General features: G+C 66.7%; 11 protein-coding genes and 1 pseudogene. 5 read left to right on the top strand and 7 right to left on the bottom strand.

What is annotated here, in order from left to right:
* Nucleotides 1-4: 4 nt before the first annotated feature.
* Entirely contained in the window at nucleotides 5-3994 is a 3990-nt protein-coding gene (locus K7C20_RS07805; RefSeq protein ID WP_030078768.1) for a type VII secretion protein EccC, read from the top strand.
* Between the two features lie 50 nt (nucleotides 3995-4044).
* Here K7C20_RS07805 and K7C20_RS38105 read toward each other — a convergent pair whose 3' ends face one another.
* Entirely contained in the window at nucleotides 4045-4227 is a 183-nt protein-coding gene (locus K7C20_RS38105; RefSeq protein WP_229893482.1) for a hypothetical protein, read from the bottom strand.
* A gap of 275 nt (nucleotides 4228-4502) precedes the next feature.
* Nucleotides 4503-4730: a hypothetical protein gene (locus tag K7C20_RS07795; RefSeq protein ID WP_030078773.1), complete on the bottom strand. Its 228-nt coding sequence runs from the start codon at nucleotides 4728-4730 to the stop codon at nucleotides 4503-4505.
* Nucleotides 4731-5522: 792 nt separating this feature from the next.
* Between K7C20_RS07795 and K7C20_RS07790 the strand changes: the two genes are divergently transcribed.
* Nucleotides 5523-6110: an SMI1/KNR4 family protein gene (locus K7C20_RS07790; RefSeq protein WP_053208366.1), complete on the top strand. Its 588-nt coding sequence runs from the start codon at nucleotides 5523-5525 to the stop codon at nucleotides 6108-6110.
* Nucleotides 6111-6178: 68 nt separating this feature from the next.
* Here K7C20_RS07790 and K7C20_RS07785 read toward each other — a convergent pair whose 3' ends face one another.
* The 4 genes from K7C20_RS07785 to K7C20_RS07770 all read right to left on the bottom strand — a co-directional run bounded on the left by K7C20_RS07785 (nucleotide 6179) and on the right by K7C20_RS07770 (nucleotide 9222).
* Complete coding sequence (locus K7C20_RS07785) at nucleotides 6179-6640, bottom strand: hypothetical protein (RefSeq protein WP_030078780.1); 462 nt, start codon at nucleotides 6638-6640, stop codon at nucleotides 6179-6181.
* A gap of 464 nt (nucleotides 6641-7104) precedes the next feature.
* The gene (locus K7C20_RS07780; RefSeq protein WP_053208365.1) at nucleotides 7105-7974 is read right to left on the bottom strand and encodes an SPDY domain-containing protein; all 870 of its coding nucleotides are present in this window, start codon (nucleotides 7972-7974) and stop codon (nucleotides 7105-7107) included.
* 70 nt (nucleotides 7975-8044) lie between these two features.
* Complete coding sequence (locus tag K7C20_RS07775; protein WP_048829070.1) at nucleotides 8045-8521, bottom strand: hypothetical protein; 477 nt, start codon at nucleotides 8519-8521, stop codon at nucleotides 8045-8047.
* 80 nt (nucleotides 8522-8601) lie between these two features.
* The gene (locus K7C20_RS07770) at nucleotides 8602-9222 is read right to left on the bottom strand and encodes a DUF4913 domain-containing protein (protein ID WP_053208364.1); all 621 of its coding nucleotides are present in this window, start codon (nucleotides 9220-9222) and stop codon (nucleotides 8602-8604) included.
* A gap of 111 nt (nucleotides 9223-9333) precedes the next feature.
* Here K7C20_RS07770 and K7C20_RS39430 point away from each other — a divergent pair.
* The 3 genes and pseudogenes from K7C20_RS39430 to K7C20_RS39230 form a co-directional block, all read left to right on the top strand.
* Nucleotides 9334-9546: pseudogene (locus K7C20_RS39430) on the top strand (helix-turn-helix domain-containing protein); the annotation flags it as partial.
* Nucleotides 9547-10259: 713 nt separating this feature from the next.
* A complete protein-coding gene (locus K7C20_RS39235) occupies nucleotides 10260-12512 on the top strand; it encodes an NACHT domain-containing protein (RefSeq protein ID WP_342452548.1) in 2253 nt (750 codons plus the stop codon).
* A 15-nt stretch (nucleotides 12513-12527) separates the two neighbouring features.
* Nucleotides 12528-13817 (top strand): hypothetical protein, encoded by a 1290-nt coding sequence (locus K7C20_RS39230; protein WP_342452547.1) that lies wholly within the window; start codon nucleotides 12528-12530, stop codon nucleotides 13815-13817.
* Between the two features lie 215 nt (nucleotides 13818-14032).
* On the opposite strand, the gene K7C20_RS07755 is transcribed toward K7C20_RS39230, so the two are convergent.
* Nucleotides 14033-15091, bottom strand: a complete 1059-nt coding sequence (locus K7C20_RS07755) for a hypothetical protein (RefSeq protein WP_245170923.1) — start codon at nucleotides 15089-15091, stop codon at nucleotides 14033-14035.
* Nucleotides 15092-15112: the final 21 nt, after the last annotated feature.

Genomic DNA, 15112 nt, shown 5'->3' with positions numbered 1-15112 from the left:
CCCCTTGGCAACCGTCACCATCAAGCGCCCTCCGCGCGCGACGCCCCCTGACTACCCCAAGGGCGAGTTGCAGCTGAAGGCGCCGCCCGCGCTGCCGGAGCACAAGAGCGAATCCGTTGTCCTGACACTGCTGCCGATGATGGCCATGGGCAGCACCGCGGTGTACTTCTTCCTCCCCGGCTCACCGCCGATCATGAAGATCATGGGCGGCATCATGCTCATCTCCGCGGCGGCCATGGCCGTGGGCCAGTTCGTCCGTGCCCGGCGCGGGTCGTCCTCAGGAGTGCGCGCAGCGCGTCAGGAGTACCTGAAGTACCTGGCCCGCACCCGCGAGGAAGCGCGGGCCACCGTACGCGCCCAGCGCCTGTCCGAACTCCGCACCTTCCCCGAGCCGGCACAACTCTGGGCGGTGATCGCTGAACGTACGAGACTGTGGGAGCGTCGGCCCGGAGACGACGACTTTGCCCAGGTGCGCGTCGGGCTGGGGCCACAGACCCTTGCGACCCGCCTCGTGGTACCGCAGCCGGGGCCTGCAGAGAAGTGGGAGCCGCTCTCCGCGCATGCGCTGCGGCGTTTCGTTGCAGCGTACGAGTACCTCGACGGGATGCCTTTGGCGCTGTCCCTGAGGGCGTTCCCACGGCTGACGATCAGGGGCGATGCGGACACCGTCCAGGGGACCGGCCGGGCGCTGGTCTGCCAGCTGGCGGCGCTGCACTCGCCCGACGACCTGTGGATCGCGGTCGTTACCGCACCAGGAGCAGCTGCTGAGTGGGACTGGATCAAGTGGCTGCCGCACGTCCGCCCAGCCCAGCGGGGAAACACCGGTAGTCGGCGCGGTTCCCGACTGCTGATCTATTCCTCGCTCGATGCCTTCGAGGAGGGGCTCGCCGAGGAACTCTCCAGCCGCCCTTCCTGGGAACGGGATGCCCAGCCTCTGCTCGACCGACCTCACGTGGTGATCCTCCTGGATCCCGGTACCACTACGGCCTTCCTGTGGCCATTCGACCGAGACGAATTTCTGGGCGTGACCGTCATCGAGCTCGAGTCGGCCATCGCCTCAGACCATCAGCGCCGTATGCGCGGAGGCGGGCCTCATGGACTGGATCGCCGACCGGGCCTGGCTGTCGAACCGAATACCCTCAGCCTGGTCTCCAACTCCGGCTCCGTCTACACAGGCATGCCGGACAACCTGACCGCCGTTGAAGCCACGGCCCTCGCTCGCGCCCTGTCACCCTTGCGGACCAGCGACGACGAGGACGAAGACCCGCTGTTGGGCAACCTCGGATTTACCGACCTGATAGGTATCGACGACCCAACCACCTTCGATCCGCCCTCGACGCAACGAACTCCGCATGATCGCCTGCGGGTCCCACTCGGAGTGGACAAAGACGGCAACGCCGTCGTCCTCGACCTCAAGGAAGCGTCCCAGGGAGGAATGGGACCCCACGGTTTGTGCGTCGGCGCCACCGGATCCGGCAAGTCCGAGCTGTTGCGGACCCTGGTCCTCGGCCTCGCTGCCACTCACAGCTCCGAGACACTGAATTTCATCCTGGCCGACTTCAAGGGCGGAGCGGCATTCGCCGGCCTGGCTGACCTTCCCCACGTGGCCGCGTTCATCAGCAATCTCGCGGAGGACCTCACCCTCGTTGACCGCATGCAGGACGCTCTCGCCGGTGAACTCCTGCGTCGTCAGGAACTGCTGCGATCCAGCGGAAACTTCGCCAACATCGGCGCCTACGAGAGGGCACGGACAGCGGGGGCACCACTTCAGCCGTTGCCCACCCTGCTGATCATCCTGGACGAGTTCAGCGAACTGCTCACGGCCAGGCCCGAATTCATCGACATGTTCCTGCAGATCGGACGCATCGGACGCTCGCTCGGTGTGCATCTGCTGCTTGCCTCACAGCGAGTGGACGAAGGCCGCCTGCGGGGCCTGGACACCTACCTCTCCTACCGGCTGGTGATGCGGACCTTTTCTGCGGAAGAATCCCGCATCGCACTCGGTGTCGCCGACGCATACCACTTGCCCAACGTCCCTGGCGTCGGCCTCCTGAGCCACGGAACAGAAGCCCCGACGCAATTCAAGGCCGCATACGTCTCCGGCCCCTACCACCCCCGGCGCACCACGGACGCCAGGCATCGGATCGACCTTTCACCGGTGCTGTTCACCGCCGAGTCCGCCCTCGCAGATCTCGACTCAGCCGTCCCTGACCAAGAGGCACCTCCGGAAGACGGTGACGGAACCGGCCCTTCCGTACTGGATGTTCTGGTGGAGCGGCTCCGGGACCAGGGGCCGCCGGCACAGCAGATCTGGCTACCTCCGCTGGAAGATTCCCCTTCCCTCGGTGATCTGCTTCCCCCGCTCACCATCACGGCCGAACGCGGCCTGCAGCCTGCCGAATGGCGGGAGATGTCCTTGGTCGTTCCGATCGGCATCGCAGACATTCCGCTGGAGCAGCGTCGGGAAATCCTCAGCCTGGACTTTTCCGGTGCGCAGGGCCATGCCGCGGTCGTCGGCGGTCCGCGTTCGGGGAAGTCCACCCTGATCCGCACCCTCGTCACAGCCTTCGCTCTGACGCACACGCCTCGCGAAGTGCAGTTCTACTGCCTGGACTTCGAGGGTGGCAGCCTGTCGTTCCTCGCTGATCTCCCACATGTCGGGGGCGTCGCCACCCGGCTGGACGCGGCCAAGGTACGACGGACGATCGCCGAGATGCGGGACATCCTCGACGAGCGGGAGGAGTTCTTCCGAGCGCACAACGTCGACTCCATCCGGACGTACCGCGGGCGGAGGGCCGCGGGGCATTACGCCGATCACCTCTTCGGTGACGTCTTCCTGGTGATCGACGGCTGGGGCACCTTCAAGCGGGAGCACGAGCAGCTCATCCCGGACGTTGAAGCCATGGCCATCCGGGGCCTTGCTTTCGGAATCCACCTCGTCCTTGCCACCGGCCGGTACAACGAGATCCGCCCCGCTCTCAAAGACCAACTCAGCACCCGCCTGGAACTCCGGATGGCTGATCCCCTGGATTCCGAACACGACCGCAAACGCGCCCGCAACGTGCCAGCCTCCCGGCCCGGCCACGGCCTCGCCCGCGGCGGACTGCATTACGTGGCCGCACTCCCGCAGGCCGATGGCCCCGATGCCACGCAAGACCGTACGGATGGCGCCGCGAACCCTGCCGCCGATCTGATTGCGGCCATCGCGTCCAACTGGTCCGGCCCGGTGTGCCCGCCAGTGCGCATGCTTCCGGACCGCCTGCACGCCGATGCCCTCCCCAAGGCAAGCGAAACACCCGAACTGGGCTTCGCCGTGGGCTTCGACGAAGCAGCCCTCGCCCCGGTCTACGTCGCCTTTGACGCCGATCCGCTCCTCGTCATCTACGGCGAAGGCGAATCCGGGAAGACCGCGCTTCTTCGCCTGCTCGCCCGGCGTCTCGCCGAACGGCATCAGCCCCATGAAGCCCTGGCGATCATCGGCGACTACCGCCGTGCGTTGCACGGCCAGCTTCCTGAGGACCACGTGCTGCATTACGCCCCCGCGTCGGCATCTCTCGCAGATGGCCTCAACCGCCTCGTTCCGCTCCTACAAGCCCGGATGCCGACCGCTGAGGTAACCGCCGAGCAGATGCGCGCCGGCAGTTGGTGGCACGGCCCCGAGATCTTCGTCATCATCGACGACTACGACCTCGTCGCGCTCCCCTCCGGCAACCCCCTCGAAGCCCTGGCCGAGTTCTTTCCCTACGCCCGAGACATCGGCCTCCGGATAGTCGTCGCCCGCAACACCGCCGGCGCCGCCCGCACCTCCTTCGACCCGGTTACCCGACGCCTCAAAGAACTCGGAGCAACGGGCATCATCCTGTCCGGAGACCCCGACGAAGGACCACTCATAGGCAACACCAGGGCCATGGCCATGCCACCCGGACGGGCCCAACTCATCACTCCTCGGCAGCGGCCCCGCATCATCCAAACCGGCTGGTACGCCCCCAATTAAGTCAGTGGGGGCAGAGCCAGCCTCTCGATGGTCTGGGGGAACGGTACGGGTCAGGCATCCGCCAGACGGTTCGCGAGCTGCAACGCGTCGGTCGCTACGGACAGTGCAGCGTGAAGGCCGATGACCTCGTACACGGTGGGATGTACGGTCTGACTCCAGTCGCCCTTCAAGCCGGGCCAATTGGCCAGGACGACCTCCATGGAGACCAGACCGAGGTGGGCTGTGACGTCCATACCGCCTTCGGCAGCGGGGGCCCAGCTGAGCATGACGCAGCCAGGGCGGATTCGGTCCGGTCCTCGGTGTCCGGGAAGGCGGAGGCGCGAACTCGTGATGGGAACCCAGGTCGTGTGTAGCCCAGGGCCGGGAACCGGGAGGACCGAGCGGACGAGAGCGCCCCGCACGCCCTCGGGCATCGGGTGTCCGACAAGATCGCTCAATGCGGTGAGCCGTGGGGAACGGGCTGACGGGGCGGACCACTCCGAGGCTCGGTGTGAGCCCGCGGAGCCGGTCATACGGCCGTCCATCCCAGTTCCGTGCGGACGTTGGGAGGCAAGATGTCCTCCTGGCCGTCCTCGGCTATGTAGATCGCCGGCCCGTTCAGACCATGGCCGACGACGACGCGGCCTATGCGGTGGGCGTAGGGCCAGTCCGGATTGATGGCGAGGTACGCAGGCAGATCAGGGTCGAGAGTCTGGAGCTGGTGTATCAACTGGCCAGCCGTGATGTGTGTCGACATGTGGCCTCCTAGGCGAAAGGTCATTGGGCCGCGTGCTCCGCGGTGACAGTTATCGAGTGGAGGGGCATTCGTGACCTCCTGGTTGGACGGGCCGAGAATCGGGAACCGGCATTCGTTGGCCTCGTAGGCGCGAATCAGCCGCGGTCGCGCTGCCACTCGCGCAGCCCGGGCTTGGCGCGTGGAAGGTCGACGGGGCTTGGAAGGGAGCGCTGGCGGTGAGCGTTCACGAGCGGCAAACCCTTCTTTGACCTGCGGTGTTTCCCGGCACCCGTACGTTTGCATGGTCCTGGGCGAGGTCTCCAGTCCGTTGCTGGCGGTGTGCGTCTGCCGTGGGCGAACTGGGGGCCGCAACAGCGATTAGGAGGACGAAGGGGAGAGGAACAGCTTGTACGGCGAAGAGATCCGTACTACGACGAGGCTGCCGATGATGCTGCAAGGCTGCCTCGCTGGGCCGTTCCCGGATGGCTGACGGTCGGCGAATCGAGCTGAGCCTGGAGGAGCAGGTCCAACTGGGGACAAGGCATGGGGCCAGGAAACGGAGCCGGAGCTGGCACGGCCTAGCAGTGTGCCCCTCGGCGGGCAGGCGGACGCCGTCCGCTGCGACCTCGACCCCTTACAGCACACCGATCTTGGCGAGATCCTTCTCGCGGGGAAACCTCCGTTTAGGGCCCGTCCGATGGGTCGAGTGACCGGTCCAGCCTTCGCGTCAAGCCGCGGGGCGATGGATGTCAGACCCATGTGCTGTCGTTGACGCAGTGATGTTCGACCGGGTGCGACGCGAAAGGGCAGTGCATGAACCGCGAGCAGTGGCGGCCGTTCCTGAAACTCTGGAGCGAGGAGTGGATCGTCAGGCACGACCCCGAGCGGGACGCACCCTTGGATGACGAGGTGGTACGGGACAGCTGGCTCGGGTTCGCCCCGGCGACCCCGGACGAGGTCACGGCAGCCGAGGCCCGCCTGGGCCGGACCCTGCCGCCCTCGCTCCGCGAATTCCTGCTGGCCACCAACGGGTGGCGAGACGCGGGGTGCTTCATCTACCGGCTCGCGGGCACCTCCGAGCTCGCCTGGCTCGCCGAAACCGAGGACTCCAGCTGGATCGAGGCATACAGCGACACCGAGTTCGCCGACGAGGACGAGGGCGAAGAGCCCGAGGGCGAGATCCTCGCCCGTTCCCTGCGTCTCTCTCTTGAGGGCGACGCCGCGGTCATGCTCCTCGACCCCAAGGACATCGACGAGCGCGGCGAATGGGCCGGATACTGGCTCGCCTCGTGGTCAGGGATGGGACCGGAACGCTTCGACTCCTTCTACGACCTGATGTACGACCAGTACTCCCGGTTCCACAGACTCCGTCGGCCAGAGGCCGAGACGCGCGACCGCTAGGGGCTGTCCGACAGGGCATGGATTGATTCGCACGGTGAGCCCGTCACCCGACCGTCCGGTCAGCACATCTAGGGCCACACGGTCCGACCGTCCCGAACCCTCAGCGGATCGGGACGGTCCGCCTCGTAGAACCTGATCCAGCCGATGTGGACGGAGCCGTCGAACGGCCTGTGTTGATCACTGGCCTTGGTCGCCAGCCAGTTGAGCAGTTCACCGAGTCGGTCGTAGTCGTCCGGGTGGATTTCCTGCCGAGCGGTAAGTGCCCAGCCCTGCTCCCGGCGGACCAGCACCGAGGTGAGGGCCCCGCCCACCTTCCAAGCTTCGCCGTGGCAGCCCAGGAGCGGCGCAGGGGCGTCCTTCGTGACGAGCTCGCCGAGGCCGTTCTCCACCACGATCGGAAACTCGGGCACGATGCTCAACCGTTCCGGCTCCGGACCCAGCCCGAGATGCCATTGGAGTTCGGCGATTTCCGCCTCGGAGAGGTCGTCACGCAGGTCCATCGCAACCGAGACTTCGTAGATGTCCGCCATAAGGGCACCGTACCGACGGGGCACGGTACTTCAGCCCATGCAAGCGGTGCTGTGAGGACGACGGGGATGCCAACGGCGTTCGCGAGGGCCGGAGGGCACAGCAGTTCCCCAGCCTTTGGTGGACTGGTGCCGTTGAAGAGGCGACAGCCGAGCGTCGCCGGGTGGATCGCGAACGGGCTGCTGCAGACCGGCGGACATCGAGAGATGTGGGTACTACCGAGAGCTTCCAGAGCGTGTTGTCCTCATCCTCGGTAAGTAGCTCAGGCGAATCGGCTGCTCGATGATGTGACGAAGACGTTCCCCGTCTCGTCGTGGTGGAGGTGTCAGTCTGGTCGAGGAGAGGTTGAGGGAGGCGTCGCCAGCGTGCGTGTGGCCGGCCAGGTACACCGGGGGTTGTGTAGGTGCCTCCGTCTGGGGCGGCAGAGGTGGGCATGGTGGGAGTCCGGGACAGTGACGACGGTGTGTCAGCGCTGCCGGCGCGAGGTAGCGGGGACGATCGCTGGGGTGAGTCCCGCAACTGGTGCGTGCGGGATGACTGGGGTCTTGCCGGGGAGAGAGGCGTGAGGGCTGCGTGCCAGGGCAGCCGCGGTGCACGGGGCTAGCTTGGCACGGTGCGGGAGTTGGACGTCCACGAGGAATCGGTGACGGTTAGGGATCCGCTGTGCCTGGCGGACCACGGGGGTGGTGTCGGTGAGCGCGGCGGCCGAGGCGGCGATGAGATGCTCGGGGGTGTAGCTGCTGAAGTACGCCTGCCAGCTCGGCTCGGAGATCGGGTCTGGGCCGGCGGACATGCGCCACAATGACTTCTCGGGGTTGAGCAGCTCGTCGTACTCGTGCACCCAGCCACTGCGGATCCGGTATGCCGCGTGGCCGTCCGGGGAGACCTGCCGGTGCGGTCGGGAATCGCGAGCCGCCTCCCAGCCGTGCTCCGCGAGCATCGCGGCCGGGCTTGCGCCGGTGTGATGCTTGCCGCCGTTCAGATAGTCGGCGAAGTGGCTTTCCAAGCCCCGTACGAGGGCTCCGGTGAACGCTGCGACGACTTCGTCAGGGGTGTTCCGGTCAAAGGTCGTGATCCAATCGGGGACGCCGAGTGGGTCCTCGGCGTAGGCGATGGTCCAGCCGCCATAGTGGCTTTCCAATGGATGTGCGATGCGGACGCGTTGGCATGGGCTGGTGAAGTACGTATCGGTGCCGAAGGCGATGACTTTCGTCCATCCTTCGGCGTGGTCGAGGGGCTCCGTGACGGTGCGGCCGTCGTCGGCACCGGCGAGGTATACGGGCCCGACGAGGACTTCGGTGCCCGGTTCCAGGGCATGCGGATCGGTGGTTTCCATGCGGGGAGTGCCTTGGGTATGCGGTGGGTCACGGGCGCCCGCGTGGCTCATGCGTGAGGCTGCGGTCGCCCTACGGGCGTCGTGACAGGCAGAGGGCCCGACCGTGGCGCTCATGCTCATCGGTGCCTCGACGGGTGCCGTGACGGGAGAGAGCTTGGACGACGTCGGTAGTCCCCTTGAGACGCAGACACCCCAAGGCGTCCTCGACGCGCTGGGCTTCGGCCATCGGCTCACCGTTTGAGAAATGCGCCCGATGCCAGGCCGCGAGTGTCCGGTGGACGTTCTCTGCGCTGCGGCCGAGCGGGGATATCTCATAGATTCCGTGCCCTTGGCGATCGACGAGGCAGTCCTGGTACATACGGCTCAGTACATGGCGGACGGTTTCGATGGTGGTCCACGGCATGGCTTTGGCCATGTCTGCGGCGCGCATGTGCTTGTTCTGCTGAATGGTTTGCAGGGCCCAGGTCGTCCATCGGGGCGCCAGACGGTCGAGAGCTTGGTTGATGGACTGGGCATTGGGTGTCGCCGGGGTCATGACGTCAGGCATGGTGTGGGCTCCGTGGGTGGGACGAGCTGGGGCAGCGGGAACGCGGCGTCAGGAGACGTGGGGCGTAGCCGTTGGCCATCTCAGGCTCCGGCAGGCTCGGGTGAGGCGAGGAGGCGGTGGTTGGGCCGGCCCGGGCTGGTGGTGCACGCGCCGAACGGGCCGTCCGGCATCCGCAGCTGCATCCAGGTCGGGTCGAGGTGATCGCGGTGCCACGTGGAGGGGCCGGTGAGGCCCGCCTCAATGTCCGTGAGCTGCTGCCAGGCGAGCCAGAGCGCGTGCAGGCGGGCGACGGCCTCGGGATGTTCCTGCCACTGCCGGCACCAGGGGCGGCCGGTGGTGATCTCCCGGCCGTAGACGGGGAGCAGGAGATCGTGCACCCAGCGGGTGAGGGCTGCCAACTCCTCGGCGTACGCCTTGCCATCGAGCGCTAGGATGAAGACGGACGACGGGCCGTCGTCTTGGGAGGCCCCCAGGTCCTGGGTGTCCGCGCTCCGGCTGCTGACCGGCACTGCGCCGGGCTCGGCGGTGGGTTCCCCAGGCTCCTGCAGCTCCACGGCCGGCTGGTCGTCGGTGAGCCGGGCGAGCGTTTCGCTCTGCTTGCGGCTCGCCGCGACCAGCCGCGTGACCGTGCACACCAGGTCATCCAGATCGTGATCAGGTATGCGTACCGACTCGTCGCCATCGTGGCCGGGTCCGGACATGGCTACCCCTCCGCAAGATCGGGTGGTTAGGGGTGTCGAGGGTCCGGAAGATCTCAGGTTTGGCCCGGCCGGAAACCTGCTGTAGCAGTACCGCTCAGAGCGCTAGGTGTTCTGTCCGGGGAGGTTGTGGACGGGTGGAGCCTGCGCTGGGCCGCGGAACCCTTCCAGGTCTCGCCCACCACCGTTCAGCGATGGGCCGACCGCTACCGGGCCCTGGGCGATGCCGGTATGGCGAACCGCTCCAGCCGCCCGCACCACTGTCTCCTCCGCACCCCGACCCGCACCGAGCGGCGGCTCATCAAGGTCCGCCTGACGTGCCGGTGGGTCTGGCCCGCACCGCTCACCTGCGGCGACGAATGAGCCTACGCACAGCCATATCAGTCAGAAGCCGATCGACGAGCAGCCTTCCCGCGATGGCTGCACACCTACAATCACCACCGCGAATACACCGTGCTGAAAGGCAAACCACCCGCCAGCCGCATCCCCAACCTCGCAGAGTGACCCACAAACTGGGGCAAGCAAGATATGCACGGGCCGATTCGCGCCATGAACGAACTCGTTAAGTTGCGTTGCGAAAGCGCTGATGACAGCCACCCATTGATAGTCGCAGCTACTAGGGGGATCTCGTAGCGAACGGCTTGTCGTATTCCGTGACCGCGGCCTGGGACACTTGAGCTCGTTGATCCCGCACTCCACCGTGTGGCGCGGCACCGGCCGAACTCCCGCATCCGGTGACAGTGACATCCCCCGGGCCCCGAGTTGTCCAAGAAGTGGACGTTGGGCAGATTCTGCGCAGGCTCACAGTCGTGTTGCGGGGATCCCGGGGCGTGGTTCGATAGAAGTACATGCGCTGACCGGCGCGGACCCGAGGACGGCGCTGAGCTAAGGTTCCCGCCAGGTGGAAGCCGCTGAGCACTTGTTCACGTACACCGGGGCGGGTGCCGCACCCGGGGCGCCTTCCAACTCAGAGTGTGGGGCTCTCCGCCCGGCCGCTCACACGCATCCCCCGAGCCGAGCTGTCGGAGGGAGCAGGCACGGTGACGAAGGTCGTCCGGAACCCACCAGGCAAGGAGCGGCAGCGCAATGCCCCGAGGCTGACTTTGCCGCCGAGTCGGGCATTCGCCTGGTGCAAGCGTGGCGCCGTTTCACGCTTGCACAGACATACGATTCGTTCGGAGGCGCGCCGCAGCGCCACGCCGCCCAAGAAGTGGCGCATGTGGAGCCCTTACGCCTTCATGACGCGCATCTGGTACTTTCTGGCCATACCTCTGATCCTTTTGTTGATCATGCCTTTCCTCGAGGCACGGCTGAAGTCCAACGCGTGGTTTGACGTCCTCGCCCGCTTCGCCGGTCCGGTACTCACCGCCGGGCTCGCCGCCATGTTCTTCCTGGCCTGGTGGTACTGGTGGACGAAACGACGCTACGTCGCGAAGGCTCGGAAGCATCCAGACGAACTGGTCCTCACCGCCGGGCCGAACAACGCTCAAATCGTCGGGCGCGAGGAGGTCGCCCAGGTCATCGCCGAGCGGCTCCGTGAGCGCAGCACCCGCAGGCCGTATCTGCTGGTTGGCGGAGTGGGCGTCGGAAAGACTGCCGTGCTGGTGCGACTCACGGAGATGTTGGCCCGGCAGAAGGCCGTTCCCGTGCCCATCCGGCTGCGGGACGCTGCTAACGAGTCCGAGCTGAACTTCGAGCAGATGGCCAAGCAACGCTTCTTCGAGGAGGCGCCTCAGGGCGTCCTGGCCCGGAGCAAAAATGAGCGAGTCTGGCAGCAGCTGCTCGCGAACGATAAGGCGGTCGTCATCGCGGACGGACTGGAGGAGGCCATACTCGACGAGAAGCTTCAGGATGACCGGGACAACATCATCCGCCGTGCCATCGAGCGCGCCTACGACCAGAAGCTACCCTTGGTCATCGCTTCGCGGCCGCATACCCCCCTGGAGGGGACCCGCGCTGCGATCATCGAGCTGGAACCGCTCAGCGCGGAAGCGGCGCTCCAGTTTGTGGAGGCGCATGCCCCCGAGGCGGATGAGCGCCGCCTCGACTGGATCGTGGAGACGGCGGAGGTTGCCGAGTCCCCGATCTACCTGCAGATCGCCCGGGAACTGCACGACCACGGGGTCCTTGAGCGCGATCGCCCCCGGCAGGACGCCCAGCGGTTGGACACCCGCAGCGGGGACCGCTCCACGCTGCGGTTGTGGCTGCTGGAGACCTGGTATGACGCCTTGGTGGAGGGTCGGCTGAAGGGCGACGTCCCCGTGGCCTCGAAGGGCCGTTCTGACACTCTCGAGGTCGTCTCGGCGCTGGCGTGCATCGGACTGCTCCAGGACAAGCTCGAGGTCTCGTTCGCGGACCTGCTGGGCAAAGACGTCCATCCCGGCCTGCTGCGCCGGGCGGGGACCAAGGTCGAGCACCTCTGGGCCGAAAGGCCCGGGCCCGACCAGTACGGCAAGCGCGGGAACGTCTTCTCTGCGTGGCACCGCGAGCAGATCTGGAACCTGCTCTGCCGCAGGCTCAGGAGCGAGGCGAGCCAGCCTCTGCGCCAAGGGAGCATTGACCAGTGCCACGCCGCGCTCGCCCAGTTCGCGGGCAACGCGGGCATGCTCCAGTTGGTGGAAGGGTTCGAGGGGAAAGTTCGCTTCCCGCACAGCATCATCCAGGCGTACCTCGGCTCCCGCATGCTCGGGTACCTGGGGGAGCGTGGCGCTGGTGGGCTCATCGAACACGCACTGCGGCCGCCTGGGCCCGGCCGCGAGCTGCTCATCGCCTTGGTGCTGTTGTCCCGTCGGCAGGTGGCTCTGCGGGCAGCCGGGGGCGGCGGCGTCATGGCCGAGGTGAAGAAGGCCAGCCAGGAGCTGCGGCGGCAGAATCGAGTGAGTGGCCGGCCCCTCGCCGTGCGGCTCTGCGCTGCCGCATGCCGGCGGCCGGACCCGAAGGCTTTCGACCTCTACGCGGCTGCCCTGGAGATCGAGAGCATGGAGAACAAGCCGAGGCTGAAGACCATCACTGACGAGCTGGAAGCATGCTGGCAGAGCATCGCGGGGGATGAGCGGACGCTTGGCGCGGCGAAGCTCGGAGTGGTGAAGCAGCTTGGCGCGGCTCTGCGTGCGGCCACCGAGAAGGCCGACACCACGCCGCTGTACGAGCAGCTCTTCAAGCTGGGCATCGGGGAAGAGTCCTACTCCATCCGTCTCGCTGTCGCCCAGGAGTTCGGCAATGGCGGCGATCCAGCGTTCGCCGTGATTCGCGATATTGCCAAGATCAACATCGACCCGGTAGAGGAATATTAAAAAAAGATCGAGAGGATGAAGTACGGCGAAAGGAAAGAGTACGAAGAGTTGGACGCGCCGCAGGTGCTGCCCACCTGGAAATCCGGGCCCTCCCAGACCGCCAAACGGCAGGACATCCACCGGCACTACCAAAAGAAACAGACTGTACTCTGGCGAGAGTTCGTCATGCGGGCCTGGATGATCCCCATGCTTCTTGGCTCCGTCAGCGACGACTACCGCGACGAGGCACGGCAACGTCTCATGAAGTGGCTTAGCCACCTTGACCCGGAACAGTCCGGCGGCACGCCCGACCTGCCGATCTCCCTGGAGAATGGTCTGGCAAAGGGCTTCAAGTTCGCGGCCAACTGCCGGAAGCGCCACCCCTCTACCTACCCAGGCGGCCGTACGGACCTGATCCGGCATGCGGAGACGATGCTCCAGCAGACCCGGTGCTGGTACTCGCAGCTCAGCCTTCTCCATGCGCTGTGCCTATGGGAGCTCCCGGACAGCTTCGCCCGCGATGAGCAGGGCAGCGTCACGGCAGCATCGCAGTGGGACATCCGCGACGGCGCACGCGAGCAGTCCGACGACTCCCGTGGTACGAGCGTCGTGGAGACCGTGGGACGCTGGCTGTCGATTGCGGGCACTGCCCACACTGCGGCCGCCCACGTTGCAGGAGACGGCGCCGCACCCCGGCAACCCCTGCACCCGTTCGTCGCCGAGGCAGGCGACCTTGCGGCCCTCGCCCTGGAGACCAGACGGCCCGAACGTTTCATCTGGATCGATGAAAAGGGCGTCGTCGACAACATCGGCTCTCGCACCACCGGCCCGCAGTACTACCGCAAGCACAACTTGTGGATCCCACCCTCGGTTGGGTGGAGCACGCTCGACGGGCGCGCCCAGCGCCTCATTGCCGACGTGGTGGTCATGCTGAATCTCATCGAGCGCGACGGGCAGTATCCGGACGAGGTCGAGGACCGGCTGGACCACTCGATGCAGCCGGAAATGCCACTGCCGCCCTGCATCACCACGGACCGTACGCCACTGCACCCCGAGCTGTCGGTAAGCACCACAGACCCGCCGGCACCGGGCAGTGCCTGCCTGCCCACTTGCGGGTTCAAGTTCTGCCCTTACCCACCCCGAAACCCGCGCCCTCGGGCCGAGATCCGCGAGCCCTTCTGCCGCCAGCAACAGGCCCTGCTATCCGGACCCGTGCACCACCGCATGCCCACAATGCACAGGAAGACGCCTCACTGGGTTGGCATGCCCGTCCGAGAACTGCACCAGTTCTGGGAGAGGATGGCCGACCGCCGCACTCGCAACTGACGGCCTAGAGGCGATGCGGGCAGCCATGCGATGAAACCGGCCCACAGAGACGCAGGCCGGCAGTGGGCTTCCGGCCGCGGGAGTCGGCGGTGGTACTGCCGCTGTTCAGCTTCTCGTGACGGCTTGCGGGATGAGGTGACGGTGTGGCTGCGGGTGGTCCGCGAATCCGATGAGGGGCTCCCCCTCAATGCTGTTCGCCAAGTGCGGCTGTGCTCTTACGCGGGCGGCTCAGGGCCCGCACCGCCCCGTAGGGAGGAGATGACGAGGCGTCCATAGCGGGTGGTGAGGGCAGCGGCGGTGGCGGCGATCGACAGGCCGAGGGCGACGAGCAGGTGGGCGGCGGACTGGTCGCCGAGGACCTGGAGGACGCTGAGAGCCGTGCCGAGGGGAAGGCCGAGGATGGTGAGAACTCCGAGAGCGCCGCTGATCTGCTGGCTCTCCAGGTTCTGGACCAGTCGGCTGTAGTCCGCGGCCTCGGCCAGTATCTCCGCGAAACGCTCGGGCAATCGGTACTGAGCCTGGAAGGCAAGCAGTAGCTCGTTCGCCGGACCATGAGCGGTCAGGTGCTGGCGCCAGTACGTACTGCGGAAGAACGCGATGTTCCTCTCCAACGAACCGACCTGGGCAGAAAGGTGCGGGCCGTCGAATACCCCGGAGAGTTCGTCGGTGAGTCGGTCGATGTGGTCACGCTGGAGCGTGCCGAGTAGCAGCGCGTCGAGGTAGACCGTACGGGCGTGTAAGGCCGCGAAATCGTAAAAGTCGCCCTGTCCGGCGTCGGCGCGATGACCGAGGAATGCGGCGCTGTGCCGCAGCACCAGAGCGCTCCAGTCGGCGGAGATGCGCACAGCCTGCTCGAATTCGTCCGCGGCGGTCTCCGGAGCGAGAGGAAAGTCGCGTGGTGTGGAACGGGATGCCAGCTGCCACAGCCACTGGTCGGCGGTAGCCGGAAGTGCGGCCGTGGGCTCAGACCGAAGCGCGGGAGTGTGGCAGGTTTCTGGGGTGAGGAGGGCGATGGTGTACGGGCGGACCATCGCGAACGCGTCGGTGCCATCGCGGACCTCGGCCACCTGTCCGAAGAGTTGCTGCGGCGCGAACGGGCCGGTGAGCGGGTTGGGGCCGGCATCGGGCCGTTGACCGATCGCTCGCAGTACCGGAAGCAGCGGTCTGTCCACGGTGAAGTGCAGCACCGCCAGAGCATGTCCGTGGCTGCGTCCCGTGGCGGTACGCAACAACTCCATGCCGTGCAGCCGCATCCCGTTGTGGACGATCGGCATTGTTCGATGCCAGCGACAGGG

It is taken from the genome of Streptomyces decoyicus (assembly GCF_019880305.1).
Taxonomy (GTDB): Bacteria; Actinomycetota; Actinomycetes; order Streptomycetales; family Streptomycetaceae; genus Streptomyces; species Streptomyces decoyicus.
This window is presented reverse-complemented; position numbering and strand designations above follow the sequence as displayed.

Excerpts from the sequence above, each read along its gene's own strand:
- K7C20_RS38105 (WP_229893482.1), bottom strand. The coding sequence starts at position 4,227 with ATGGACGTCACAGCCCACCTCGGTCTGGTCTCCATGGAGGTCGTCCTG.
- K7C20_RS07795 (WP_030078773.1), bottom strand. The coding sequence starts at position 4,730 with ATGTCGACACACATCACGGCTGGCCAGTTGATACACCAGCTCCAGACT.
- K7C20_RS07790 (WP_053208366.1), top strand. The coding sequence starts at position 5,523 with ATGAACCGCGAGCAGTGGCGGCCGTTCCTGAAACTCTGGAGCGAGGAG.
- K7C20_RS07785 (WP_030078780.1), bottom strand. The coding sequence starts at position 6,640 with ATGGCGGACATCTACGAAGTCTCGGTTGCGATGGACCTGCGTGACGAC.
- K7C20_RS07780 (WP_053208365.1), bottom strand. The coding sequence starts at position 7,974 with ATGGAAACCACCGATCCGCATGCCCTGGAACCGGGCACCGAAGTCCTC.
- K7C20_RS07775 (WP_048829070.1), bottom strand. The coding sequence starts at position 8,521 with ATGCCTGACGTCATGACCCCGGCGACACCCAATGCCCAGTCCATCAAC.
- K7C20_RS07770 (WP_053208364.1), bottom strand. The coding sequence starts at position 9,222 with ATGTCCGGACCCGGCCACGATGGCGACGAGTCGGTACGCATACCTGAT.
- K7C20_RS39230 (WP_342452547.1), top strand. The coding sequence starts at position 12,528 with ATGAAGTACGGCGAAAGGAAAGAGTACGAAGAGTTGGACGCGCCGCAG.
- K7C20_RS07755 (WP_245170923.1), bottom strand. The coding sequence starts at position 15,091 with ATGCCGATCGTCCACAACGGGATGCGGCTGCACGGCATGGAGTTGTTG.